Annotated in this window: 18 protein-coding genes and 4 pseudogenes; 13 read left to right on the forward strand and 9 right to left on the reverse strand. The window is 30.0% G+C overall.

Annotation, left to right across the window (positions count from 1 at the left end; translation table 11 throughout):
- Nucleotides 1-193: 193 nt before the first annotated feature.
- Nucleotides 194-908: pseudogene (locus tag ACZ1HD_RS04640) on the reverse strand (YebC/PmpR family DNA-binding transcriptional regulator).
- Between the two features lie 160 nt (nt 909-1,068).
- On the opposite strand from ACZ1HD_RS04640, the gene ACZ1HD_RS04645 reads away from it, so the two are divergent.
- Nucleotides 1,069-2,226, forward strand: coding sequence for a T9SS type A sorting domain-containing protein (locus ACZ1HD_RS04645; RefSeq protein ID WP_472688764.1), 1,158 nt, complete (start codon nt 1,069-1,071; stop codon nt 2,224-2,226).
- A 47-nt stretch (nt 2,227-2,273) separates the two neighbouring features.
- Here ACZ1HD_RS04645 and ACZ1HD_RS04650 read toward each other — a convergent pair.
- The 8 genes and pseudogenes from ACZ1HD_RS04650 to ACZ1HD_RS04685 all read right to left on the reverse strand — a co-directional run bounded on the left by ACZ1HD_RS04650 (nt 2,274) and on the right by ACZ1HD_RS04685 (nt 12,451).
- Nucleotides 2,274-3,462: pseudogene (locus ACZ1HD_RS04650) on the reverse strand (acetate/propionate family kinase).
- Between the two features lie 2 nt (nt 3,463-3,464).
- Nucleotides 3,465-5,554: pseudogene (gene pta, locus ACZ1HD_RS04655) on the reverse strand (phosphate acetyltransferase).
- A gap of 92 nt (nt 5,555-5,646) precedes the next feature.
- Complete coding sequence (locus tag ACZ1HD_RS04660) at nt 5,647-5,805, reverse strand: hypothetical protein (RefSeq protein WP_472688765.1); 159 nt, start codon at nt 5,803-5,805, stop codon at nt 5,647-5,649.
- The gene (locus ACZ1HD_RS04665; RefSeq protein WP_472688766.1) at nt 5,783-6,217 is read right to left on the reverse strand and encodes a hypothetical protein; all 435 of its coding nucleotides are present in this window, start codon (nt 6,215-6,217) and stop codon (nt 5,783-5,785) included. Before ACZ1HD_RS04665 ends, ACZ1HD_RS04660 begins: the two co-directional genes overlap by 23 nt.
- Before the next feature lie 316 nt (nt 6,218-6,533).
- A pseudogene (locus tag ACZ1HD_RS04670) lies at nt 6,534-8,160 on the reverse strand (acyl-CoA carboxylase subunit beta).
- A 116-nt stretch (nt 8,161-8,276) separates the two neighbouring features.
- On the reverse strand, nt 8,277-8,783 hold the full coding sequence (locus ACZ1HD_RS04675; protein ID WP_472688767.1) for a T9SS type B sorting domain-containing protein: 507 nt from the start codon (nt 8,781-8,783) through the stop codon (nt 8,277-8,279).
- Nucleotides 8,740-10,785 (reverse strand): hypothetical protein, encoded by a 2,046-nt coding sequence (locus ACZ1HD_RS04680; RefSeq protein ID WP_472688768.1) that lies wholly within the window; start codon nt 10,783-10,785, stop codon nt 8,740-8,742. Before ACZ1HD_RS04680 ends, ACZ1HD_RS04675 begins: the two co-directional genes overlap by 44 nt.
- A 34-nt stretch (nt 10,786-10,819) precedes the next feature.
- On the reverse strand, nt 10,820-12,451 hold the full coding sequence (locus tag ACZ1HD_RS04685; protein ID WP_472688769.1) for an IgGFc-binding protein: 1,632 nt from the start codon (nt 12,449-12,451) through the stop codon (nt 10,820-10,822).
- Nucleotides 12,452-13,049: 598 nt separating this feature from the next.
- Between ACZ1HD_RS04685 and ACZ1HD_RS04690 the strand changes: the two genes are divergently transcribed.
- The 12 genes from ACZ1HD_RS04690 (at nt 13,050) to ACZ1HD_RS04745 (ending at nt 19,964) form a co-directional block, all read left to right on the forward strand.
- Entirely contained in the window at nt 13,050-14,393 is a 1,344-nt protein-coding gene (locus tag ACZ1HD_RS04690; RefSeq protein WP_472688770.1) for a microtubule-binding protein, read from the forward strand.
- Nucleotides 14,394-14,548: 155 nt separating this feature from the next.
- Entirely contained in the window at nt 14,549-15,469 is a 921-nt protein-coding gene (locus ACZ1HD_RS04695) for a hypothetical protein (protein WP_472688771.1), read from the forward strand.
- A 178-nt stretch (nt 15,470-15,647) separates the two neighbouring features.
- Complete coding sequence (locus ACZ1HD_RS04700; protein WP_472688772.1) at nt 15,648-16,196, forward strand: hypothetical protein; 549 nt, start codon at nt 15,648-15,650, stop codon at nt 16,194-16,196.
- A complete protein-coding gene (locus tag ACZ1HD_RS04705; RefSeq protein WP_472688773.1) occupies nt 16,175-16,441 on the forward strand; it encodes a hypothetical protein in 267 nt (88 codons plus the stop codon). The genes ACZ1HD_RS04700 and ACZ1HD_RS04705 overlap by 22 nt, the downstream gene beginning before the upstream one ends.
- Complete coding sequence (locus ACZ1HD_RS04710; RefSeq protein WP_472688774.1) at nt 16,404-16,715, forward strand: hypothetical protein; 312 nt, start codon at nt 16,404-16,406, stop codon at nt 16,713-16,715. Before ACZ1HD_RS04705 ends, ACZ1HD_RS04710 begins: the two co-directional genes overlap by 38 nt.
- A 40-nt stretch (nt 16,716-16,755) precedes the next feature.
- Nucleotides 16,756-17,160 carry a hypothetical protein gene (locus ACZ1HD_RS04715; protein ID WP_472688775.1) on the forward strand — a complete coding sequence of 135 codons (405 nt, stop codon included), beginning with the start codon at nt 16,756-16,758 and terminating at the stop codon, nt 17,158-17,160.
- On the forward strand, nt 17,144-17,605 hold the full coding sequence (locus ACZ1HD_RS04720; RefSeq protein WP_472688776.1) for a hypothetical protein: 462 nt from the start codon (nt 17,144-17,146) through the stop codon (nt 17,603-17,605). Before ACZ1HD_RS04715 ends, ACZ1HD_RS04720 begins: the two co-directional genes overlap by 17 nt.
- Nucleotides 17,598-18,182 carry an NUDIX domain-containing protein gene (locus tag ACZ1HD_RS04725; protein WP_079738368.1) on the forward strand — a complete coding sequence of 195 codons (585 nt, stop codon included), beginning with the start codon at nt 17,598-17,600 and terminating at the stop codon, nt 18,180-18,182. Before ACZ1HD_RS04720 ends, ACZ1HD_RS04725 begins: the two co-directional genes overlap by 8 nt.
- Before the next feature lies 1 nt (nt 18,183).
- Complete coding sequence (locus ACZ1HD_RS04730) at nt 18,184-18,378, forward strand: hypothetical protein (RefSeq protein WP_472688777.1); 195 nt, start codon at nt 18,184-18,186, stop codon at nt 18,376-18,378.
- A complete protein-coding gene (locus ACZ1HD_RS04735) occupies nt 18,341-19,192 on the forward strand; it encodes a DUF6638 family protein (RefSeq protein WP_472689286.1) in 852 nt (283 codons plus the stop codon). Before ACZ1HD_RS04730 ends, ACZ1HD_RS04735 begins: the two co-directional genes overlap by 38 nt.
- A gap of 38 nt (nt 19,193-19,230) precedes the next feature.
- Nucleotides 19,231-19,419 carry a hypothetical protein gene (locus ACZ1HD_RS04740; RefSeq protein WP_472688778.1) on the forward strand — a complete coding sequence of 63 codons (189 nt, stop codon included), beginning with the start codon at nt 19,231-19,233 and terminating at the stop codon, nt 19,417-19,419.
- 23 nt (nt 19,420-19,442) lie between these two features.
- Nucleotides 19,443-19,964, forward strand: a complete 522-nt coding sequence (locus ACZ1HD_RS04745; RefSeq protein WP_340934540.1) for a hypothetical protein — start codon at nt 19,443-19,445, stop codon at nt 19,962-19,964.
- Nucleotides 19,965-19,975: the final 11 nt, after the last annotated feature.

A 19,975-nucleotide genomic window follows, 5' to 3' on the forward strand; every position in this document is an offset into this window, starting at 1 on the left:
TATTATTTTAATTTTGTAGTAGATAAGTTGGTGTTAAAATTTAACATTTTAAAAAAAGTATATTATATTTGTGCTAATAGTGAATAAGCTATGTAATAATAAGATTGGGGGATTGAACTTATTGCATAAGACATTCAAAAAAAGTCGTGATTTAATTATCACGACTTTTATTATTTTGTCTTATGCCGAAATTTTAGATTTCCATTGAGTGGTAAACATTTTGAACATCATCATCTTCTTCTAACTTTTCAAGTAGCTTTTCTACATCAGCTTGCTGATCTTCTGTTAATTTAGTTGTTGTAGTTGGTATTCTTTCAAAACCGGAAGATAAAATTTCTACATTATTTTCTTCAAAGAAAGATTGTATTGCTCCAAACTGCTCAAAAGGAGCGTAGATAATAACACCTTCTTCATCATCAAAAACTTCTTCAACTTCAAAATCTATCAATTCTAATTCTAATTCTTCCATATCCATTGTAATATCTTCTTTTTTCAAAGTGAAGTTACAGGTATGGTCAAACATAAAAACAACAGAACCGGAAGTACCTAGGTTTCCATCACATTTATTAAATGCTGCTCTAACATTTGCAACAGTTCTATTATTGTTATCTGTTGCCGTTTCTAAAAGAACTGCAATACCGTGTGGTGCATAGCCTTCAAATAAAACTTCTTTATAATTTGCAGTATCTTTATCTGTTGCTTTTTTAATGGCACGTTCTACATTATCTTTTGGCATATTCGCCGCTTTGGCGTTTTGAATAACTGCACGTAAACGAGAATTTGTTTCGGGTTTGGGCCACCTTCTTTAACAGCCATTACAATGTCTTTACCAATTCGGTAAATGTTTTTGCCATTGCAGACCAACGTTTCATCTTCCTTGCTTTCCTAAACTCAAATGCTCTACCCATTTCTTTGTTTCTTTAAAATTATAGCTACAAATGTAAAAATTTGAAGTCTGTTTTACAATTATTTTAAACTTCAATTACGATTAAAATATACCTATAATTAGGTATTGTTTTGGTGAACTTTTTAAGATAGCTTTATGTCTATTCTAAAACACCATCAATTATGAAAAAAATTACTCTTATACTTTTTGTTTTCTGTGGATTAATAATGTCTGCTCAAAACAAATTAACTTCTAGTTTAAGTGAATCTTATAACGGAACTGCTTGGGCAAATAATAATAAAAGCATATTTAGTTACGACTCAAACAATAACCTTATTTTAGAAACTGGTTTTTATTGGAATTCAACTTCACAAGAGTGGGAAAAAAGTTATGAAGAGTCTTATAGCTACAATGCTAATAATAAGGCAACAAATTATTTATACGTTTCATACACAACAGGTACAACACAAATTTCTTATCAATATAGAACGAAATACACTTATAATAATGATGTAAATGTTATACAAATTCTAGATGAAGAATATGATAACAATTCTTGGGTTAACGATTATAAAATTGATTTAACCTATTCTAACGGAAAAGTTACAGGTGGTCTAAGTTATGAATGGAATGGAACTGCTTGGGTTTTTGATGAAGACTCATCTGAAACTACAATTAATTATAATTCTGATGGAACTATTAGTGCTTTTATAAACAAAGCTTGGAATGGTAGTGCTTGGGTAGACGATAGTAGAACTTTATATACTTACGATGCTAATAAAAGAGTTATTTTAGAAGATTCACAAACTTGGGACGGTTCTGTTTGGGCTTCTGATTATAAATTAGAAAATACTTTTGATGCTAACGGTAATATAGTTGTTGAAAAAGAATCATACTTAGAAAATGGAGCTTTTGTAGTAGCTTCTAATGAAGCAATAGCTTTTGACTTAAACGAACAAATGTCTGCATATGCACATCCTTTTAAAGATAAATCTGGTCTAGATTTTCTAGCTAATTCTAATGGTGTCGTTAATAAAATATTATCAAGAACAAGTGATAATTATAGAACTACATATCTTTATAATGGCGCTACAGCAAGCGTAAAAGATGTTTTACTTGCAGATTTTAAAACATATCCAAATCCTGTAAAAGATATTTTAACTATTGATAATTCTAATTTTAGAATTAAGAATTTAAACGTGTATAATATTTTAGGAAAAAGAGTTCTTTCTACTACACAAAATCAATTGGATTTTAAAAACCTAAATAAAGGAGTTTATGTTTTAAAAATAGAAACAGAAAAAGGAAAAATAGGAACTACAAAAATTGTAAAAAAATAAAAATATTAATATTACCACGATTTTTTCTATTGAAAAAATCGTGGCTTTTATTGAATTAATAATTGATACGATTGCTTTGCAATTTCTAATTCTTCGTTTGTAGGTATAATTAATACTTTAACTTTAGATTTTTTAGCTTGTATTTCTCTAATTTCTTTAGATCGAATACTATTTTTATCATGATCTAATTGTATACTTAGAGCTTCTAAATTGTCGCATGCTAATTTTCTCATTAAAGCAGAATTTTCTCCAATACCAGCTGTAAAAATAATAGCATCTAATCCGTTTAAAGCAGCATTATAAGAGCCTATATATTTTTTTATTCTATAAGCAGCTAGGTTTAAAGCGTTTTCACAATCTTGATTTCCGTTCATCGCTTTTTCAGAAATTTCTCTTAAATCAGAAAAACCTGTAAGCCCTTTCATACCGAATTTTTGTTTAATAAATTTGATATTTCCTCTAAAGACAGATTTAATTTTTTCATTAGAAACAATAGTACAGAATGATCGATGTCTCCGGAGCGAGTACCCATAATCAATCCATTAGATGGTGCAAAACCCATTGAAGTATCAATACATTTACCATTTTTTATTGCAGCCATACTACAACCATTACCAAGATGAATACTTATAATATTTTTAGAATGTTCTTTTCCTAAATATTCTATTGCTTTCTCTGAAACGTATTTATGACTAGTACCATGAAAACCATATGCTCTAACATGATTTTCTTCTAAAAAGAATTTTTAATTGCATATTGATACGCCTCTTTTGGCATTGTTTGATGAAAAGCGGTATCAAAAATTGCAATTTGTTTTGCAGAAGTAAAAATAGTTTCTGCAATTTCTATTCCGGTTAAATTTGCAGGATTGTGCAATGGAGCCAGATCATATAAATCTCTAATACTGTTTTTAACTTCTTGGTTAACAATTGTTGTTTTGTTAAATTTATTACCACCATGAACAACTCGATGACCAACTGCATTAATTTCAGAAACATTATTAATTACACCTATTTTAGAATCTAACAAGGTATTTGCAACTTTATGTAAACCCTCTTTATGATTTAAAATTGGTAAAGTTTCTGTAGTTTTTTGATGATTGTTTTCGTGTGTGAAAATAGCATCTTCCATACCAATTCTTTCTACCAAACCAACACATTTAACGGTTTCGTTTGGCATTTCAATAACTTGATATTTTAAAGAAGAAGAACCTGCATTTAAAACTAAAATATTCATAATTAATTTTGATTTGCTTGAATTGCTGTTAATAAAACCGTGTTAAAAATATCATCAATAGTGCAACCTCTACTTAAATCGTTTACAGGTTTATTTAAGCCTTGTAACATTGGGCCAATTGCCAATGCGCCAGTTTCTCTTTGTATTGCTTTGTAGGTGTTGTTTCCGGTATTTAAATCAGGAAAAATTAAAACAGATGCTTGTCCTGCAACCTCAGAATTTGGCATTTTAGTTCTTGCCACAGACATATCTACCGCTGCATCATACTGTATTGGTCCTTCAATTTTTAATTTAGGATTTTTTGTCTTAACAAGTTCTGTAGCTTTTCTAACTTTTTCGACTTCTTCACCTTTACCGGAGCTACCGGAAGAATAAGATAGCATTGCTATTTTACCTTTTATACCAAAAGCTTCTGCAGATTGAGCAGAGGAAATTGCAATTTCAGACAATTGTTCTGCATTTGGATTTGGGTTTACAGCGCAATCTCCCATTACAGAAACTCTATCTGATAAACACATAAAAAATACAGAAGAAACAACAGAAACTCCGGGTTTTGTTTTTATTAATTGCAATGCAGGTTTTATGGTGTGCATTGTTGTGTGTACTGCACCGTAAACCATGCCATCTGCTAAACCTTCCATAATCATTAAAGTACCATAATAAGAAACGTCTCTAGTTAAATCTAGTGCAGTAGTTTCTGTCATTCCTTTGTGTTTTCTTGATTGATATAAAGTGTTGGCAAAACTTTTATTATGAATTGAATCTTCGGATTTAAAATATTGATTTCATCTAAATTAATTTGTAATCCTATTTGATCACATTTTAACTGAATAGTATTTCTATCTCCAAGTAAAGTTAAGTCTACAATATTTAACAACTGTAATCTAGCTGCAGCGGCCAAAATACGCTCGTCATCACCTTCGGTAAAACGATATGTTTTTTTCTACTCTAGCTTTTTGTAATAAGTTATATTGAAACATGCTAGGTGTTAACTTGTCAGACTTATGTGAAGTTAAGATATTTGTTAAACCCTCTGCATTTACATACTTATCAAAGGTATCTAATGATAAAAGAATCTTTTTATTATGTGTTGCGTATATTTTAGACTTTACACTTCCAATTTTATTAGAAATACCAAAAGTACCTCCATCAACAGAAATAATAGGCACAGTAGATTGCACACCTTCTATCAATTTTATAATAGATTCTTCTGGAATTAATGTTCCTGTTAAGATAATTCCTGCAATTTTAGGATAATTCTTAGAAGCATTTGCTTGTAAAGCGCCTAAAATAATATCTGCTCTATCGCCTGGTGTTATAACCAAAGCGTTTTCTTTAATTCTTGTTAAATAATTTCTTAGTTGCATTGCGCCAGTACTATAACTGCCAATTGCATTTTCTAAAAATTGTTCACCAAAAAGTACACGACCATTTAAAGCCTTTAAAACTTCTTTTACAGTTGGAAAAGAAAGAAAATCTACCTTAGGAATAATATCTATTTGTAGTTTTTTAGGGAAACTATTTGTTAGTTCTGTTCTAATATAATCAACTTCATCTACTTCAATTTTATTTGCAACAATACCAATAACATCTACTTCTTTATTTATGAAAGAATTGTAAGATAATTGCATTGTGTTAATAAAGTCTTTTTCTTTTTACCGTTACCGAGCCCACAATAAGCGCAGGAATGTTAAGGTTTTTGGCTATCATTAAGTTTACGTCTAGTTCTGTAAAACCTCCATCGCCGAGAAAAATCGGTACCTTCTACCAATACATAATCATAATTAGCTTCTAGCTTTTTGTATTTTTTTATAACATGATGTATAACTTCATCTTCTTTTCCTTCACTTAAAAGTTCTACAACTTCACTTTGCGTGTAGGCAAAACAATCTTTATAATCTATTTCTAAGTTGAAAAAATTTATCGCTGTATTTGTGTGTTCGTCATAACCATTTTCATCAATTTCATTTATAATAGGTCTAAAGTAACCAACCTTAGCAGATTTGGTTAACATCATTCTTAATAAACCTAAAGAAATTAAAGATTTACCACTATCAGACTCTACAGTAGCAATATATATAGCTTTACTCATGTTTTTATTGTATTGTTTTGCAAAAATAAGGCATAAAAAAATGACTAATTGTGATATTAGTCATTTATTATTTATTTTGATATAATTACAAGTTATTCTAAATGCATAAATATCATTTTTTCACCTTTACTAATTCTATCTTTTGCAATTTTATGATTCTCCTCGAAATCTTCTAAATTTGTGAATTTACAAATTCCGTAAGAATATTGATATTTGATGACTTCAAAATCAAAATCTGTTAATTTTTTCATTTGAATTGCAAGTTGAAAAGACACTCTCGCAGGAAACTTTTGATGTATTGTGGAATTGACCTAAAGTTTTATAAAAGTTTACAAGTAAGAAATTGGCATTTACATCTCTACTAACATTTTTGTACTTATTAAGGTTAAGTTCTAATCTTGCATCATAAATTCTAGAACGATTCCATTTAATATAGTAATTAACATAATTGTTGTTAATTATATCTTCTGAATATTTTTTAGAGTTATTTTCATCTAGTTGATATATAATGTAATTTGATGCGTTAATGTTGTTGACAAACTTAATATCTAAAGAATCTATATTTTGAGATAGATTATTAGCTGCATCCTCTATTTTATTTCTATAAAATTGATTTAAAGATGGAGCAAAATAAATTTTTAAAGACTCTTTCCATAATTTCATATACTGATTTTTATTACCGAGAGACTTGATATTTTTGATATACAATATCTTTATAAACCTCTAAAAATAAAGAATCTTTAGGTTCATATTCTACTGATTTTGCATTCAAATATCTTTTATCATTGTCTTCGACTAAAGTATCATTATTATGAATTCTGTAAAAATGAGTATCTAAGTTTATTTTTTTATTTGGATATTTTTTTGTAATCTTCTAATTTTATTAATCTAATTTGTCTATTCTGTTGGGCGAAAATAGCTAGCGAAATAAACAATAGTAGATATAAAATGTTTTTCTTTTTCATAGCTTTTATATTATTTAAACCTGTAAAACTCCCATATTAAATTGTTTTTCAATAGGAGCGTGGTTTGCTGCTTCAATTCCCATAGAAATCCAAGTTCCGGTATCTAACGGATTAATAACAGCATCTGTCCAAATTCTTGCGGCCGCATAATATGGTGAAATTTGTTTATCGTAACGAGATTTTATCTTGTCAAATAATTCGGCTTCTTTTTCGGAGTAATTTCTTCACCTCGTTTCTTTAAAGAGGCAGTTTCTATTTGTAATAAAACTTTTGCAGCAGAACTACCACTCATAACAGCTAACTCAGCACTAGGCCACGCAGCAATTAATCTTGGGTCGTAGGCTTTACCGCACATGGCGTAATTACCAGCGCCGTATGAGTTACCAATAACAATAGTAAATTTTGGTACAACAGAATTACTAACGGCATTTACCATTTTTGCTCCATCTTTTATGATTCCGCCATGTTCAGATTTAGAACCTACCATAAAACCTGTTACATCTTGTAAGAAAACCAATGGTATTTTCTTCTGATTACAATTGGCAATAAAACGAGTAGCTTTATCTGCAGAATCATTATAAATTACGCCACCAAACTGCATTTCTCCTTTTTTAGTTTTTACTAATTTACGTTGATTGGCAACAATACCAACTGCCCAACCATCAATTCTAGCATAACCAGTAATTATGGTTTGCCCATAACCTTCTTTATATTGTTCAAATTCAGATTTATCTACCAAACGCTTAATAATTTCTAACATGTCATATTGCGCATTTCTTTCTCTTGGTAAAATCCCGAAAATATCATCTTCATTTTCTTTTGGCGGAAAAGCTTCAGTTTTACTAAATCCGGCTTTGTCGTAATCGCCAATTTTATCAACTATAAATTTTATTTTGTCTAAAGCATCTTTATCGTCTTTGGCTTTATAATCTGTTACACCGAAATTTCGCAATGTGTGGTAGCACCACCTAAAGTTTCGTTGTCTATAGATTCGCCAATTGCAGCTTTTACCAAATAACTTCCTGCTAAAAATATACTAGCAGTTTTATCAACAATTAAAGCCTCGTCACTCATAATTGGTAAGTAAGCGCCACCAGCAACACAACTGCCCATTACAGCAGAAATTTGTGTAATTCCCATACTGCTCATTATGGCGTTATTTCTAAAAATTCTACCAAAATGTTCTTTGTCCGGAAAAATTTCATCTTGCATTGGTAAATAAACACCAGCAGAATCTACCAAGTAAATAATTGGTAATTTATTTTCGATAGAAATTTCTTGAGCACGTAAATTCTTTTTTCCTGTAATAGGAAACCAAGCACCAGCTTTAACTGTAGCATCGTTAGCAACAACAATACATTGTTTACCTTTAATGTATCCTATTTTTACAACAACACCACCGTAAGGGCAACCGCCATGTTCTTCATACATCTCATCACCTGCAAAAGCTCCTATTTCTATAGATTTAGCATTTTTGTCTAACAAATAATCGATTCTTTCCCGAGCAGTCATTTTACCTTTTTCGTGATGTTTATCAATTCTTTTTTGTCCGCCACCTAAATTTACTTTTACTAATTTTTTGCGTAAGTCTGAAGCTAAAAGCTTGTTATAATCTTCGTTTTTATTGAAGTTAATATCCATAGGAAATCTTTTCTTAGTTTTTGCTAAATTAATAAATATACTTGTGAAATTCTTCTTAAAACCTCTAGTTTTTAAGTAAATGTTTAATGATTTTTGCTAAATATGTAATTTAATTGCTATTTTCTTAGCAAAGAGAAATTTCCTTTCTTAGAAATAATGGGTTTACTGCTATCTACAGGAATTAATTTTACCGAATACCAATAACTGCCGGAAGGAAGTATTTTACCATTACTTGTACCATTCCAGCCGTTGCTATCTAGAGGAATTTCGGCTAAAAGTTTTCCGTATCTATCAAAAATTCTTAAAGAAGTAGCTTTATAAAAAGTATCATTAACACCTTTTATTTGCCACGTATCATTAACTCCATCTTCATTTGGGGTAAAAAATTTTGGATACTCTATTAAAGAAACTAAAAGTTTAGCAGTACCACAACCATCTTTATTTTCGACAACAACATTGTAAATTCCTCCCTTAAGATTAGAAAAAATATTATTTTCTTGAAAAGAACGGATTATGTTGCCATTTTCATCTTCTAGAGCATATTCAAAAGTTTCGTTTATGGTCGGGTTTTTCGGAATATCAATTTCGATACTTAAACCGAGAACTAGAATTTGTAGTATCATCTATAACTTTTACAAAGGCTTCATCTAATTGGTCGAAACCAGATTTTTGAACTACAATCGTTTTAGAATTTTCGCAAATTGTATTGTCTTTACTAAACGCAGTTACTGTATACTTACCTCCGTCAGAAATTTGTATGGATGTTGAATTTCCACCTATTGGTGTTCCATTCTCATTTCTCCAAACGTAATTGTAATCATCTGCAGGATTCTTCACTTCTAAATTATAAGGAATATTTTTAGCGCAAATAATTATAGGGTCGTTTGGTGCTTCACCTTCAACTTCAAACACAGGAATAGTGTTCGTTTTTAAAAAGAGTTTGCCAATTCCTTCACAATTATTATTGTTATTATTTTTAATTTTGATAAAAATAGTTTGATTGTAAGCGTAAGCCGGATCTGAGTTGTTTCTATAGTTTGATATATCAATTATTGGGTTTACAGCTGCGTTTCTGTCGTCTGCATTTTTGTAAAATGATACAGTTATATCCGATTGAATTGCAGTTGGAAATTTGTTTATTATTTCTTGTCTTGCGGCGTTAAAATTGAAATTTGTAATTCCGTCTATGTCAGAATTATCAACATTATCATTGCCGTTTATGTCTAAAAAATCATCACATGATTCAAATGTTTTGTCATAATCTACATCAGTAACATAAGCTGCATTAATTTCTATTTTAGAAATTGTATAACAATCAAATTCAGAAATTGTACGAACCCAAGCTTCTGCATAACCAGCAGTTACCGGGTAATGTTCTTTGTCTGTTATTTCTGCTGTATCATTAATAGCGTCTGTTTCTGTTTTGTAATATTTAAAACTATTAGTTGAGTTGTTGCTTATATTTATTTCAGCTTCGGTAAGGTTTACTATAGTGTTTTGGCTCGGATCATCGGCACATTGTAAAATTGTTGCAACCGGATTTAAAATTTCGGGCTTAAGATTAACTGTAATTTTTACTGCATTAGAAGTTACATTACATGCGTTACCGGCTCTAGATAAAATAACTCTAAATTGATGATTATTATAACTTTGTAAAACATTATTAATTTGAAGGTCTTTAGTTTGTGTACCGCTATAAATTGTATTGTTACTTAATGTGGTAAAACTATTACCATTGTCTGTAGATAATTGCCATTCATAAGCATCTGCAGTTGCATCGATTGTTAAAATACCGACGGTTTCTTCACATAGAGTAAAATCTTCAAAAGGTGTATTGATATTTATTGGAGCAGAGGTTATGTAGTCTAAATCCGGAGATGTATATCCATCAGAATTATTAATTACTTTACCATTATTATTTACATCAAAAGTTGATGTATCTAGAATTCCGTTATTGTCATTGTCATTAAAACCAGCTTCAAAAACATCAAGACACGCATCATTATCTGCGTCTAATTCAGTAAAATTAAAGATAGAATCTGCATCTGAATCTAAAATTGTATAATTTATAAGTGTACTAGAACCTTCTAAGGAGTCCTCTAATCCGTTATTATTAATGTCTGTAAATGTAATTAGAACTCCGTTAGAACTTATGTTTTTATCATGATTGGCTTCAGTAGCATCAAAAATTCCGTCATTATCAGCATCTACATCCAAATAGTTTTTTATGCCATCGTTATCGGTATCTAAATTGGTTGTTATTGAGTTGAAAACATCATCAATACCATCAGAATTTGTATCAGTATTTAATAAGGTTATTTCTTTACCATAAGCATCAAAAAGATCTGGAATTCCATCGTTATCAGAATCAAGATCAAATAGATCTTCTACACCATCATTATCTGAGTCTTTAGAAAAGCATGTAATCGTATAATTACCATTAAAAGTCGAAGCATCTGTATTTGTTGCTGAATGATAAAAATGAATTTCATTGATTTGATTTGCTACAAATTGAAATGTACTTGCTGTACCAGCGATTGATGTGTTGTATTTAAACTTTATTTCGGAAGCAGAAAATTGTGTAATTCCAGATTCATAAATATTATCATTATTTGTATCTACCAATAATTGATTGTGCAGGTTTAAGAGTGTGATATTTTTATTTTACTGGTTTGATTTTTATAATAAAATATTCATCTTCTTTAACTTGATGAGTTGCCGAAATTGTTTGTTTTAAACTAAAATTTATATTTTGAGAAAAACTTAATTTAAATTCATTTACCGCATTTATATCATTTATTAATGTGCTTGTAAAATCGCCATTATTAGCACCTGAAAAAGAATTATTAGTATCGCTTTGCATAAGAAAAGACGTTGTAATTATGTCTTTAACTGTGCCGTCTTCTAAAATTACGTTAGGCGTATCTAGGTTAGAAAGGTTTATGTTGGCGTTGCCAAGAGATTCATCACAATTTAAAATTCCGTCGTTGTCGATGTCTAAATCAATATTATCTATAATTCCGTCATTATCGTAATCATCAGGGCAAATACTTACCAAAATTTCATTAGAAATATATTCGTTGTTAGAACAAGTTATTTTTCCTATTAACCTGTATTTACCAGGTTCTGAAATTAAAGGTTTGTATGACGCGGCCTTACTTTTAAAACCCCAATCATTTATTAGTTCGTTAAAATATTGCCATTCAATTCCACCATCAAAAACAGTTGTATTTGCTGCATTTAAAGTAAGATCGTTTCCTAAGCAATTTCCAAGTGAAGAGATGTTAACATCAAAATTTATTTCTGGATTAGACGGAAAACCTGAATAAAAACTACCGGAAGAAGCGGCGCCATTTTGATTAAAATAAGCACAATAAAGTTCTTCGCTACTTTCTATGGATATATTTCCGGTTAAATCGGAGACTTGATAAGTTACATAATCTGTATTTCCATCAACATTAAATGGGCCGGTTGTGTTAAAATTAGATATTACTTGAGAGTTTATTTTTAAAGTTGCATTTTTATTAGTTACGATTGTTACACCGCCTGCAAAATCTACATTACCAATACTTTCTATATTTGGTATATTATCTACCTTACCTCTGTTTTCGCAATTTAAAGGAGGTACAAAAAATAAACCTTGATTTGCTTCACTGTTATTTGCGCCAACACCTTGGTAAGCAAAAGCAGGTTTAGAAGTTTCTACAAACATATTACCAAACGTATTGTATTCATCTCCTTCTATAAGAGTATAATCTCCTTTATCAAGAGTCGTAAATAGACCTTCACCATTTATTCTTACCTCTGTATTATCTTCGTGAGCAACAATTAGAACATTTTCCCAATTATTATTTCCGTCACCTTTTACAAAAATATATTCACTACCAGTTTTACCGGGAATCATTAATTTTTCGATACCAACAATTTGATCAAAACCATAATCTCTTCCGCCACCGTCATGAAAACTTCCATTCGTAGAACCCGAGTTAACAACTATTGGTTTATCAGATTCTATCAGAGCACCAATTAATCCATCTCTATTTATGGTGTTTTCAAAACTATTTGCGGTAACAATATAGCTTTCGCCTTCATTTAAATTTATAGTAATTGGTAATGTACCGCTATAATTTTTTATTGAAATTCCGGTTGGTATATCAGAAAAAACAACTTCTGTATTATTTTCTGTAGCCATAACAGATATAAAACTTAGATAGTTGTCTTGAGGATTTTGATTCGTAAACATACCGGCTCTAAAGGTTTTTCCTAAAGCAGCATTTCCTTTACTTACCAATGCGCCCGCTTGCGCGCCACCGCCAGCTAAAACTCTTACAGATACGTAAATTGCATCATTTGCCTCTATAATGTAACCTTTATTGTTTGTAATTTGACTAGTTGAGGGTGATGCTACAAATAACTGAGTATTACCTGTGCCAATAGGTATTTCTTTTGGATCTGAATTTGAAACTACGCCTTGTAGAATAGAAGTATTCGGTTGACCAACGGGTATAATCTTATAAGTAACATTTGCGTTACTTGGTGTAGAAATGTATAAATATTGGTTTTTCGGATTAGCGTTGCCAAACTCGGCACTAGTTAATGGCGGAATAAAGTGCTTTTTACTTAATTGCGCATAGCTATTTTCTACAAGAGTAAAACAGATTGAAAAAAAAGATTATTAAGGTTGTTTTTTTAAACATGTAGAAAAATTATTTGAGTTAAAAATAATAAGAAATTAAGAAATATTTTATAAACTTTTAAAAACTTTATTTTTTTGTAACAAAAAAGAATTTAAGGCAACATATATGTAAAGTAAATATTCTTTTTTTGAAAAAAAATAACGAAATTGCTACACTTAAAAAAATTGTTCAACTTAAAAAATACAATGCAATATGTCTGATGATTTTGATTTATTAGAAACCAATTCAACACAAAAAACAGAAAAAGTAGATGTAAACTGGGGGAAAGCTATTGATACCATGAAATCGAAACTTTCTCAAGAAGAAGATCCAGAAAAACGTCAAAAGATCTTAAATGCAACCTTAGATGATGTTGTAGATATGGCAAAAGAAGACAGAACTTCTTTACTAGATGCTATTAAAGATTTAACAGATTATCAAGACGAAGTAGGTATTAAGTTCGAAGGCTTTTCGGCATTAAACGAAGCAGAACAAAAAGTAATAGACGATGCCCAAAAAGCATTAGAAAGAGCAAGAGTAGAGTTAGAAGATGCACAAAATAAACCAGATACTTGGTGGAATAATTTATGGGGAAGAAAATCTAAAATTAAAAAAGAAGAAATGGAATTTGCAGCAGCAGAAAAAATACGTGCTGGTGCAGACAATAAAGCAAAAGCACTATTTCAGCAACGTATAGAAAGTGCAGATATACAAACACTTTTAGGAGAACTTTCTTTTAAATCTCAAGCAGCGGTTACACGTTTAAAAAATAGAGAAGTAGAAATAAAAGAAGTAGAAGAAAAGCTAAAAACTGCCATTGTAGAAGCTTCTAAAAACCATACCAAAGCTTTAGAAAAAAAGAAAGAGGTAGAAGACAAGTTAGAAGAACAATATGCATTGTTAAAACAAGCAAGACAAGAATTAGATGAAATTGCAGACAAACAATCTACAGCATACTCAGAAGCAATAGGTAAAGTAACAGCAATAGAGCAAAAAGTAGAAGAGTTAGAAGGTCTTAAAAATGCTTATACAACACTTGCAGCATCTAAAGATAGTTTTGTGCACAAACACAATTTAACAATTAAAGTTTTAACTTCTTTACGTTCTAACTTACAAACGCATAGAGCAAAATTAAAAAGTGATACCGAAGAAAGATTAAAATATTACGACGGTTATATTGTAGCATTAAAAGCAAGAACAGATCAAGAATTTGCAGCAATTTTAGAGCATTTAGGTGTAAAAACAGATGAACATATTGGTGAAACTTTAGCATCAATGCACTCGGCAAGTGCAAGAGCTCGTCAAGATATGATGGATAATATTCCGGTTCACGAAAAAGTAATGAAAGGTGTTTATAGCACATATGCAGAGGCATTGCATGAAATTAGAGAGAAAGATGTAGACATTCAAAAAAACTTTGCAGATAGATACGGTATCGATATGAAAGAAATTTTCGAAGATTACTACAAAGCAGATGCAAATGCACCAACAGGAGACGATGCAACACCAGCAGAAACTCCAAAACCAACAAGTTCTAACGACGATATGTTGTCTTAAAATAATAAGGGCGTTTCCCCGATGAAAAATCGGGGTCAGGCTTTTCATTATATCTTTTTATCGTACCTCAAAAAAGGATGCCATTACAATCCTTAACGCAGGCTTGTTTGTCAAAACAAATCAATTTATAAGCTATAAGAATATCAAGTTAAAACATGATTACAACACCTTTAGATTCTGCAGTATTAGACTCAAAAGAACAATATGTTTTTTATCATAAAATGGTAGATTTTGTTTTAAAAGAACTTATTGTAAGTGTGCAGCAAGAAAAACTTTGCACACAACAAGAGCTGCTAATTTTTAAACAATACTCAGATTTACTTTTATATTCTATAGAAGCGATGCGTATAAAGTATATGTACGACGAAGAAGACAATATGAAAGTAGATTTAACAGATTCTGGTTTTCCTAATTATTTAGAATTTCGATTTTTATACAACGATCTAGAATTAAGAAATGAGTATTTAGATAAATTTACAAGTGTAGACACTTTAAAAGAATCTTTTTTAAATACGCTTTTAGTTAAAAAAGAACCCATTAGAAGGTTAGATTTATTTAAAGCATCCTCTTTAGTTTACTATTCATCCGTAGATAAAAAATATATATTTAACAGATTTGTACAAGGTAAAATTTTAGAAGCACCAAAAGATGCAAATCATCAGTACTTAACAAGTTGGAGTTTTTATGATGTTAGCCAAAACAGGCCTTTTATTTGTTATATGTACTTTAATTACAAAGGTAATAATGCTTTAAAAGACAGAGATAAAATCTATCAGACTTTAAAAGAAACAGCAGACAGAGAAATGTCTTTAGATACAATGGCGTATAATATCGACAGAAAATTAGTCGACTTAGAACCAAAACATATCAAAAGAATAGATTTAGGACCATTGCATAATGTTTTTGCAAAAGATGAAAATAAAATTACACATGCAATTTTAAGCGCAATTGCAAGAAAAGAAATTCCGTTAGAATCGTATGCTTTATCTTTAAAAATCGATGAGGTTTTTTCGGAGAAACCTTTACAGAAGGCGGATTTTTCTCAAAACAAACCATGCAAAAATGGAGCGAAGTAATTCAGCAAAAATATGTTTTTGCACCGCATAGAATTATTCAGCTTTTACACAATACTGCGCCGAAGTATTGCACAAACTAGCTAGAAATCCAATAGAATTAGCTAGTTTAAAAATGCAATAGAAATTTAAAAAAACAAATTGCCAACTGTTATAGAATCATAGTAAAATTAGAAAAAGAATGCAGCACAACTCAACATTTCCTATAAAACAAAACGAATTAGATATGCTTCGCGATGAAGCTTACGGTTATTTAAAAAGTATACAATGGGAACAAAGTAATAGAGCAAAAAATAAAGATAAAGACGCAAAAGACAGCTCTATTTTATTGTATTTATCAAGAGCAAATTCCGGTAGTAATATAGAAATTACATCAGTTTCTAAAACAATTTTAGGTTTAAAGAAAAGGCTTTTGCCGGATTCTATTGCAATTCCGGTTTATTTAAATCAAACATTATATGCTGTACAAGAAGGTTTAACATTAGGAATTTGGATAAAAGACAGTTATTACGATTCTTACGGATTATCATCTTTAAACGAAAGAAAAGCGGCATTAGATTCAACAGGTAAAAGAGCCTACGAAAGTAAAATGCAAACTGCAACTGCGTTTCAGTTATATGCAACTTCATATAAAATTTTACACGATTTAAAACCACATGCTTCTGATGATTTATCTGTAATGAAGCAAAAATTTGCTGGGATTCCGAAGTGTCATTTTTATCACCATTAAAAGGAATTGCATGTGCTTTATTTTATTTTGATAAATATCTTGGGCACTCAGAAATTGTAAAAACAGATAAAGATGTTATCGATTTTACAGTTGTGTTTTTTGAAGCCTTAATAGATGAAATTCAGTTAAGAAAAAGTACTTTAGAGTACACAGAAACAATTGTAGATAGAACTTATAAATTAGAAAAAACAGATTTTGCCGTTTCGGTTGGGAGAATGTTTTTTCGGAACCGCAAAAAGTGTTGAGTTTAATAAAATTAAATTCGAACAAATTGTTGGTAATAAAGATGCAAAGCATTTTGCACGTAGGTTAACAGAAAGAATGTTAAGTTACGATTTTGATGCAAAGAAAAATCCGTTTCAAGAATTGGGTGGTTTTATGCCCGTTTTTATGGGTTACGGAATACCTGGAACAGGTAAAAGTATGTTAATTGCTGCCATTGCAACTCGATTAAAAGAGCATGCAGACAATTTAGATATTCCGTTTTTATTTCATCCCATGCCGAGATACTTTAATTAGTACATTTCAAGGTGGTTCTGCAGAAAAAATGGTAGAATGGATGAAACCTATGCAAGACCCAACTAAATTAATTTTTGCGCCAATTGATGACGCCGAAAATAACTTGCAAGAAAGAACTGCACAAGGAGTTTCTGCTGGTGTTAAAGAAGTAATTGGTGTTTTCTTACGTTATACAGAAGGTGCTTATGCTGTAAATTATGGGAATTCGTCTATCGGACTTTTTACCAATTTACCAGAAATGTTAGACAAAGCCGTAATTTCTAGAGTACAAGGTAGGTTTAAAATTGATGGTGCAAGAACAGAAAATGACTTTTTAGATCAAGATTATATTTGGTGGAAAAAATTTGAAAAAACAATTCGAGATTTTGTGAATATGCAAAATCCGAGAAAATTATCAATATTTAAAAGATCAAGGTCTTACAAAAAATATGGGCGAAATTCTTAGATCTGTAGAAAAACCATCCGAAGAAAGAGTTTTAGAAGCTTATGACAAAGCTGTGCAAAAGCACAGTACTAATCAGCATCTGTTTTTTGCAAGTTTGTATAAAGAAATTCAGCAAATATTTCCATTTTTCTCCTCTAGAGATGTTAGAAACATTCAATCTGCAATTTCTTTGCGTTTAACAGATTTTGATTTGGAAGAAGATTGGTTCGAAAATCCGGAAATTTATTTCAAAAAGAATTACGAAACCAAATTTGGCATGTTGCAAGAATTAATGAAAAGCAATATGAAAGGTTTAGATTTTTCTGAAATTAGAAGACAAGAAGTTGTAAGATATTTAGACAATGTGGCAACGATTGCAGACACCGATTTTAAACGAAAAGTTGATGCTCGTGTGAATCAATTAAACATAGATTTACAAGCAAGAAAATCTTTTGGTAATGAGTAGTTTAAGAGTAAAAAATATAGAAAAAACTGTTTTATCAGACAATTATTACACGCTTTTTAAATTTAATTTTGATTATCAAAAATCTGATGGTAGTTGGGTAAAACCAATGAGAGAAGTTTATGAACGTGGTCATGGTGCAGGAATTTTATTGTATAACACAAAAAAACAGACCGTAATTTTAATCAAACAATTTCGTTTTCCAACGTTTGTACATGATAATGAAGATGGTTTTTTAGTTGAAATTCCGGCAGGATTATTAGATCAAGATAATCCTGAACAATGTATTATACGAGAAACCGAAGAAGAAGTTGGTATTCGATTAAAGTCTGTTAAAAAAGTTTACGAAGGGTATTCATCTCCAGGGGTTTTAACAGAGAAAATGCACTTTTTTGTGGCAGAATATTCTGATGATATGAAAGTAAGCGAAGGTGGCGGCATAGCATCAGAAAACGAAGATATAGAAGTTTTAGAAATACCGTTTACAGAAGCTATTGATATGCTAAACAGCGGTAAAATAGAAGATACAAGAACAATTGTATTGCTACAATATGCTCAAATTCATAATTTGTTAAATTAAAATGCAAAAACTAAAAGACGCAAAATTATTTAGAAACGAACTAATTTCTGTTAACGGAAAATTAGTAGAGCGCTACAATAAATGTTTAGAAAAATTAGGTTTTTCTAAAACAGCGTTAACCTCTTTTTCTATTGATGGTTTAGGTTGGAGTCCGAGAGATTGCAGAAGAAAAGAAAGAGCAATTTTATTTAAATAATGGCGAGGCAAATACGCACGCAATTATTATTTCGCCTTTGCAAAAAGGTTTACCAATTTACAATCCTTTTCATTCTTTTGACAAAGAATTAATGAAGGTTGTTTTTAAAAAACATGGCGACTTTATTAAAGATATTACTAGAGATTCTGCTATATGTTTAGATTTTGATCAAAAAATAGATGTTTTTTACGAACCTTTAGATGTTTTAAAATATAAAGATATTGTAATAAAATTTCATTTAATAAATAATTTAAATAAAGCTAAAGAGAACCAATTAAAATTAATTCATACTTTTAATTTAGACAATAATTTTATAGACGAAAATATTCATAAACAGTTATTAGCATCTGCTAAAAAATATGGCGATTTACGTGAAAGAAATCTTATTTTAGAAGAAATTAAATACACTACAGATTCTTTTTATACGAAAGCATTTGGCGGAATTTTTGTGTTGAAAGATTTTGTAAAACCAATTTTAATTTTTCAAGAAAAAGAAACATACAACCAAGCGATAAACGATACTGTGCATGATATTTTAATGTATCATATTTCTCATGATGAGTTAATCGATAAGCTTTTAAGTTATGACGTTATAGAAGCAAATCTAGAAGAAGAATTGCATCAAAAGAAATACGAAAGAATTAAGAAATATACGCTTTCGAAACATTTGATGTCGCCAACACATTTGGTAAAAGATATTTTACAAAACGATATTCTTTTTAAGAGTTATTTAAATAAAATTGATATTTCTGCGAGAAAAAAAGTAATGGGTTTAGAGTTGTTTTTAGAAAAAAGAAAACTTCTAAAACCATAAAAGCAAAAGATTTTTTAGACAAAGATTTGTTTGTTTCGTTGCACAAACCGCATTCTTCGTTAAAACCAAATCACCAAGATTTAATTTGGTATTTATTGGTAAATATTGCGCCAAAAGATGTGTTATTTTTATATTGGTATGACAAAGAACAATTTTATAGCACATTCAAAACATTAGAAAGCTCAACTCAAGATTGGGTAATAGAAACTATTTTAAATAATTTTTAAACAAAACATCTAACACAAATAATATGACACTAGAACTTTTAATATTTATTGCAGCTATTTTATTTGGTATTATTTTATTTTGGAGAGAATCTCAAGGAAATAAGTTGTATCGTTTTTTTAATAAAATGATGAATTCTAAAGAACTACAGATGTCTATTACGAACAAAAAAGGCTTTATCTATCAACAAAACTTTCTTTTAAGACTTGTATATATAAGCACGTTTTTCTTAGTTTTAGTTTTAATTGCACGTTTTATAATTCCGATAGATATTACAACCGTTTCGTTATTTACTTCGATGATTTTTGGTACGTTATTAGGAACTTATATTGCTGGGTTTATTTTTAAATCTTCTGCAATTATAGAAGAACAATCAGAAAATTTAGGAGATACTTTTAATGATGTTTTAGAAAAAGGAAAAGGTTTTGTGAAAGATTTAAAAACAGAAGAACCTGTTGCTATTAAAAAAGCACAAGAAGAAGTTAAAGATAGTAAAGTAGAAGAAAAAAGTGCTAGAGAAAGATTGAAAGACAAAGGTTTGTTATAGGTTTTGTAAAA

Source organism: Polaribacter sp. HA6-7 (assembly GCF_055693625.1).